This window comes from Burkholderia paludis (assembly GCF_000732615.1).
GTDB lineage: Bacteria > Pseudomonadota > Gammaproteobacteria > Burkholderiales > Burkholderiaceae > Burkholderia > Burkholderia paludis.
Genome location: NZ_JPGL01000124.1, coordinates 1 through 6,131, shown reverse-complemented (window position 1 = coordinate 6,131; position 6,131 = coordinate 1). Strand labels below are relative to the sequence as shown.

The window sequence follows — 6,131 nt, the reverse complement described above, 5'->3', positions numbered from 1 at the left end:
CCGCCCTGCCGCCGCGCCCGATCGCGCCATCCGCCGCCGCGCGTGCGGCCTCGCCCGCATTCGCATCGGCCCCCGCGCCGGAGCCGGTGCACGCGACCGTGCCGGCGCCGGCCGCACGCGCGCCGGCGAGCGACGCGCCCGCTTACGCCGCGCCGCGTCCGCCCGCGCCGCCCGCGCCCCGTGAACCCGGCATCGCCGAGCGCGCCTTCCGCGCCGCGCGCGACTGGCTGCTCGGCGGCAACACGGTCGTGCGCGTCGGGATCGTGGTGCTGTTCTTCGGCGTCGCGTTCCTGCTCAAGTACGCGGCCGACAACAACATGCTGCCGATCGAATTCCGCCTCGCGGGCACGGCGCTCGGCGCGGCCGCGCTGCTCGCGCTCGGCTGGCGCGTGCGCGGGCGCCGCGCCGCGTACGGCCTCGTGCTGCAGGGCGGCGGCATCGGCATCCTGTACCTGACGATCTTCGCCGCGACCAAGCTGTACGCGCTGCTGCCGATCGGCGCCGCGTTCCCGCTGATGGTCGCGGTCTGCGCGCTGAGCGCGTTCCTCGCGGTGCGCCAGGACGCGCTGCCGCTCGCGTTCATGGGCAGCGGCGGCGGCTTTCTCGCGCCGGTGCTGCTGTCGACCGGCCAGGGCAACCACGTCGCGCTGTTCAGCTACTACGCGCTGCTGAACGCGGGGATCTTCGCGATCGCGTGGTTCAAGGCCTGGCGTCCGCTGAACCTGCTGGGCTTCGTGTTCACCTTCACGATCGGCACGGCGTGGGGCGTGACGGCCTACCGCCCCGCGCTGTTCGCGAGCACCGAGCCGTTCCTCGTGCTGTTCTTCCTGATGTATGTCGGCATCGCGCTGCTGTATGCGGTGAAGCGCGAGCTTGCGCTGCGGCACTACGTGGACGGCACGCTCGTGTTCGGCACGCCGATCGTCGCGACCGCGCTGCAGGCCTCGCTCGTGAAGGACCTGCCGTTCGGGCTCGCGTGGAGCGCGGTCGCGCTGTCGGCGTTCTACGTCGCGGTCGTCGCCTGGCTCGCGCGGCGCCGCGACCGTCTCGCGCTGCTGTTCGAATCCATGCTCGCGCTCGCGGTGATCTTCGCGACGCTGGCCGTGCCGCTCGCGTTCTCGGGCCCGACGACCAGCGCGGCGTGGGCGATCGAAGGCGCGGCCATCGTGTGGCTCGGCGTGCGCGAGAAGCGCATGCTGCGGTTCGGCTTCGGGCTGCTGATGCAGGTCGCCGCGGCCGGTGCGTTCTTCACGAGCCTGCTCGGGCAGGCCGACGCCGCCGCGCTGCCGGTGCTCAACAGCCCGTTCGTCGCGATGCTGCTGATCGCGCTGGCCGGCCTGTTCACCGGCTGGTGGCTGCACGGGCGCCCGCAAGCGCGCGCGTGGCACGCGTGGATGCCCGAAATCGGCGCCGCGGCCGCGGCGTGGGGGCTGCTGTGGTGGGTCAGCGGCGGGCTGCACGAGATCCTCGTGTACGCGAGCCGTCACGTCGACCTGCATGCCGACCGCTTCGTCGTCGATACGACCGCGCTGTTCGCGGCCGGCACCGCCTGGCTCGCGCACGTCGCGCGCCGCCGGCTCGCCTGGCCGCTCGCCGAATGGCCCGCGCTCGCGCTGACGCCGGTGCTGGCGCTGCTCGCGCTGCGCGCGTTCGACGTACACGAAGCGCCGCTGTCGGGCATGGGCGCGTTCGCGTGGCCCGTCGCCGCCGGCGCGGGGCTTGCGCTGCTGTGGCGGCAGTCGCGCGGCACGGCAAGCGCCGATCCCGCGCAGCGCGCGGCGCCCGGCTTGGTGCCGGGCGTCGCCGCCGGCGTCGTCGCGCCGCTGCATACGCTGACGTTCTGGACGGTGGGCGCGCTGCTGTCGCTCGAAGGCTTCTGGCGCCTGCGCGCGTTCGTCCCCGAAGGCGCCTGGAGCTGGAGCGCGTGGGCGTACGGCTTCGGCACGCTGCTCCTGCTGGTGTCGGGCCCCGGCTCGCGCCTGCGCTGGCCCGTCGCGGCCTTCCCGCGTGCGTACCAGGTGTGGGGCGCCGCGCCGCTCGCCGCGCTGCTGTGGCTGTGGAGCATCGCCAGCGCGAGCAGCGACGGCGATGCGTCGCCGCTGTTCTGGCTGCCGCTGCTCAACCCGCTTGACGTCGCGCAGGGCCTCGCGTTCGTCGCCGTTGCTGCGTGGCTGCGCCGCCTGAAGACGCTCGGCGTCGCGTGGCACCCGCGCGCCGTCGATTACGCGGCGATCGCGACCGTGTTCCTGTGGTTCAACGCGCTGATGCTGCGCACGCTGCATCATGGCTTCAACCAGGCCTACGACATCGACACCGTGCTGTCGTCGTTCGCCGTCCAGCAGGTGTTCATGGTCGGCTGGAGCCTGTTCGCGTTTGCCGGGATGTGGCTGACGCGCCGCGACGGCATTGCCCGCACGTGCGCGCTCGCGTCGCTGCCGCTCGTCGTCGTGATGTGGGTGTGGACCTTTTACGCGAACGTCACGCAGGACGGCGGAAGCTGGGCGCGCGTGCCGCTCTTCAACCCGCTCGATCTCGTGCTCGCGGTCGTCTATGCGCTCACCGCGTCGTGGTTCGCGCGCACCCGCAAGCTCGGCTGGTCGTTCGGCCGCTATCGCGTCGAACTGCTGAGCGCGGCCGGCGTGACCGCGTTCCTGTGGCTGAACGCGATCCTGCTGCGCACGCTGCATCACTGGGCCGGTGTGCCGTACCGGCTCGACGCGCTGGCGGAATCGACGCTCGTGCAGGCGTCGGTGTCCGTGTACTGGACGCTCTGCGCGCTCGCGATCACGATCTGGGCCACGCGCCGCGGGCTGCGCCCGCTGTGGCTCGTTGGCGCCGCGCTGCTCGCGCTCACGGTCGTCAAGCTGTTCCTGTTCGACCTGTCGCACGTGACCGGCATCGAGCGCATCGTATCGTTCATCGGCATCGGCGTGCTGCTGCTGTTGATCGGCTATTTCTCGCCGCTGCCGCCGAAGGCCGCGGCGCAACGGGACGACCCGCGATGAAACCACCCGCCGCCCTGCCCGGACTGTGCCTGCTCGCGTCGTTCGCGGCGGCCCTCGTCCCCGCGCACGCCGAAGGCGTCGCGCAGCGCTTCGCGCTCGACCTCGACGGCAGCGCCGCGTATTACCAGCTCACCGTGCCGCAATCCGTGTATGCGGCAAGCCGGCGCGACGATCTCGGCGACCTGCGCATCTTCAACGGCGCGGACGAACCCGTGCCGTATTCGCTCGACGCGCCGGCCGCGGCCGCGCCCGCCGTGCCGCCGGTGCGCACGCCGGTGCACTGGTTCCCGCTGCCGCCCGCCCGGGCGGACAACGGCGCCGCGCCGCTCGGCGTGACGGTCGGCCCGGACGGTGCGCTGCGTGCGGCCGTCGCCGCGCCGGCGCGCGCGCGGCACGGCGCGGATCTCGTCGACCTGTCGCATACGGACGGCACCCTCGACGCGCTGCTCGTGCACGTGGGCGACGACACCTACCAGGGGCGCGTCGCGGTCGAGGCGAGCGACGATCTGCGCAGCTGGCGGCCGCTCGGCGGCACCGAGTTGCTGAAGGTCGGCCACGGCGACGACATGCTGGTGCAGGAGCGCATCGCGCTCGACGGCGCGGCGCCGCGCTACCTGCGGCTCGACTGGCCCGACGGCGCACCCGCGATCGCGTCGATCGACGTCGAAACGCACCCGCGCGACGCACGCGGGACCGACGCCGCGTCCGTGCCGCGCCTGTGGCGCAACGCCGTGCGCGTGCGGGCCGGCAGCGCGCCCGGCGAATATCTGTTCGACACCGACGGCGCGTATCCGGTCGACCGCGTGCGCATCGACCTGCCGCAGCCGAACACCGTCGCGCGCGCGACGCTGCAGAGCCGCGCCGACACGCAGTCGCCGTGGCGCGACGTGGCGGGCGCGGTGCTGTTCCGGCTGCAGGGCAAGGCCGGCGAACAACGCAATCCGCCGCTCGAATTCGCGGCGGATACGGATCGCGCGTGGCGGATCGTCGTCGACATGCGCAACGGCGGCTTCGGCGGCGGGCAGCCCGCCGTCGCGATTGGCTGGCACCCGGCCGCGCTGACCTTCGTCGCGCGCGGCGCGCCGCCGTTCACGCTCGGGGTCGGCGACGCGTCGCTCGCATCGTCGGCCGTGAGCCGCGACGCGCTGCTGGTCGGGATGGCGCCCGAAGTGCGGCCCGCCCGCGTGGGCGCGGCATTGCCGGTATCGGCCGTCGCGCCCGCGCCGGCCGCCGGAACCGATGCGACACGCCGCTACGTGCTGTGGGGCGCGCTGGTCGTCGCGGTCGGCATGCTCGGCACGATTGCATGGCGCCTGGCCAGGGGCGGCCACGACACGCCCGGCCGCGACGCGTGACGCCGCGCCGCCGGGCCCCGCCCGTCTTTATGCGCCGTTTATCGGGCGCGCCCGTTTCTTTCGACGGTCGCAACGCATAACTGCGTACAGTCGTCGCATCGGAACCACGATGCGACGACATGCAGGCAACCCCTTCATCGCACGACCGGCCGGTGCCGCGCAAGCGCACGGCCCTGCCGCCACGACGGCTTCTGCCGTGTCTCACGCTCGCGCTGTCGCTGTCGGCCGCGTTGCCCGCGCATGCCGACGACATGCCGGCAGCGCCCGTCGCCGCCGCCAGCGCGCCGCAAGCCGCGCTTCCCCCGGCGCTCGACGCGATCGTCGCGACGCTGCGCGACCGCTTTCATGTCGCGTATGCGGACGCACGCGCGATCGCCCGCGCGGTGCAGACCGAATCGGATCGCTACGGTCTCGCGCCGGCGCTGCTGCTCGCGATCATCGCGGTCGAGTCCGGCTTCGATCGCCGCGCGGTCAGTGTCGCCGGCGCGCGCGGGTTGATGCAGGTGCTGCCGACCGCCCATCGCGACCTCGTCGCGCATGTGAAGGACCTGTCCGACCCGGCCACCAACGTGCGGATCGGCGCAGCCATCTTCCGCGGCTATCTCGACGATGCGGACGGCGACGTCGAAACCGCGCTCGTGCGCTACAACGGCGGCACGAAGCGCTATGCGCAGCGCGTCGCGCTGCGCGTGCAGCAGTTCGACGCGCAGTTGCGCCGCCCGAACGACGCGGCGAACGACGCGCTGCGGACCGCCGCCAACCCGTGAGCGCGGCCCGCTATGCGGCCACCGCGAGCCGGTAGCCGACGCCCGTCTCCGTGAGGATGTACGCGGGCCGCCGCGGATCGCACTCGAGCTTGCGCCGCAGGTGGCCGACGTACACGCGAAGGTAGTGCGCGTTCTTGCCGTGCGCCGCTCCCCACACCTCGTTCAGCAGACGGTCGTGCGTGAGCAGCCGTCCCGCGTGATGCGCGAGCGCGGCCAGCAGCCGGAATTCGATCGGACTCAGATGCACGCGCGCCCCGCCGCGCAGCACTTCGCGCTCGACGAGATCGACGCTCACGTCGCCGAAGCGCACGCGCACCGCGTCGATGCGCCCGCCGCCGGCCTGCCGCCGCAGGTGCGCACGAATGCGGGCGATCAGCTCGGCCGCGCCGAACGGCTTGGTCAGGTAGTCGTCCGCACCCGCGTCGAGCGCGGCCACCTTGTCGCTCTCCGCATTCAGCGCCGACAGCACGATCAGCGGCACGGCCGAGCACGCGCGCAGCGCGAGGATCAGATCGATGCCGCCGAGGTCGGGCTGGTTCGTGTCCGCGACGATCAGGTCGGGGCGGCGCGCGGCGACCAGCGCCACGCCGGCGGCGCCGGTCGCGGCCTCGCACACGTGCATGTGTACGGCCCTCAGCGCGACGCGGACGAAATGCCGGATGAACCTGTCTTCGTCGACGATCGCGATGACGACGGTCGGTTCGCTCATGCGGCGGCGCCTCCGTCCCGCGCATCGCGCGCGCATACGCGCGCGCGACCGTGTGCGTTCATCTTCACGCCCATCCGCATGCGACCAGCACCATGTCGATCAGCTTGATGAACGGGAACGGCAGCAGCACGCCGCCGAGGCCGTACATCAGCAGGTTGCGGCGCAGCAGCGGCGCGGCGCCGAGCGGACGATAGCGCACGCCCTTCAGCGCCAGCGGAATCAGCGCGACGATGATCAGCGCGTTGAAGATCACCGCCGACAGGATCGCGGACGCCGGCGACGCGAGGTGCATCAT

The 6,131-nt window shown here is 73.0% G+C and carries 4 protein-coding genes and 1 pseudogene; 3 read left to right on the top strand and 2 right to left on the bottom strand.

Features of this window, described 5'->3' with window-relative positions:
* The 3 genes from GQ56_RS0138540 to GQ56_RS0138530 form a co-directional block, all read left to right on the top strand.
* The coding region (locus tag GQ56_RS0138540) for a DUF2339 domain-containing protein (protein ID WP_031403706.1) at positions 1-3,005 on the top strand (3,005 nt) is incomplete at its 5' end.
* Positions 3,002-4,360, top strand: coding sequence for a DUF3999 domain-containing protein (locus GQ56_RS0138535; RefSeq protein WP_031403705.1), 1,359 nt, complete (start codon positions 3,002-3,004; stop codon positions 4,358-4,360). The genes GQ56_RS0138540 and GQ56_RS0138535, both read left to right, overlap by 4 nt.
* 119 nt (positions 4,361-4,479) lie before the next feature.
* Positions 4,480-5,127, top strand: coding sequence for a lytic transglycosylase domain-containing protein (locus tag GQ56_RS0138530; RefSeq protein WP_081895043.1), 648 nt, complete (start codon positions 4,480-4,482; stop codon positions 5,125-5,127).
* 10 nt (positions 5,128-5,137) lie between these two features.
* On the opposite strand, the gene GQ56_RS0138525 is transcribed toward GQ56_RS0138530, so the two are convergent.
* Together GQ56_RS0138525 and GQ56_RS0138520 are read right to left on the bottom strand one after the other, a co-directional pair.
* On the bottom strand, positions 5,138-5,836 hold the full coding sequence (locus GQ56_RS0138525; protein WP_031403703.1) for a winged helix-turn-helix domain-containing protein: 699 nt from the start codon (positions 5,834-5,836) through the stop codon (positions 5,138-5,140).
* Between the two features lie 64 nt (positions 5,837-5,900).
* Positions 5,901-6,131, bottom strand: a pseudogene (locus tag GQ56_RS0138520) (potassium-transporting ATPase subunit B); the annotation flags it as partial.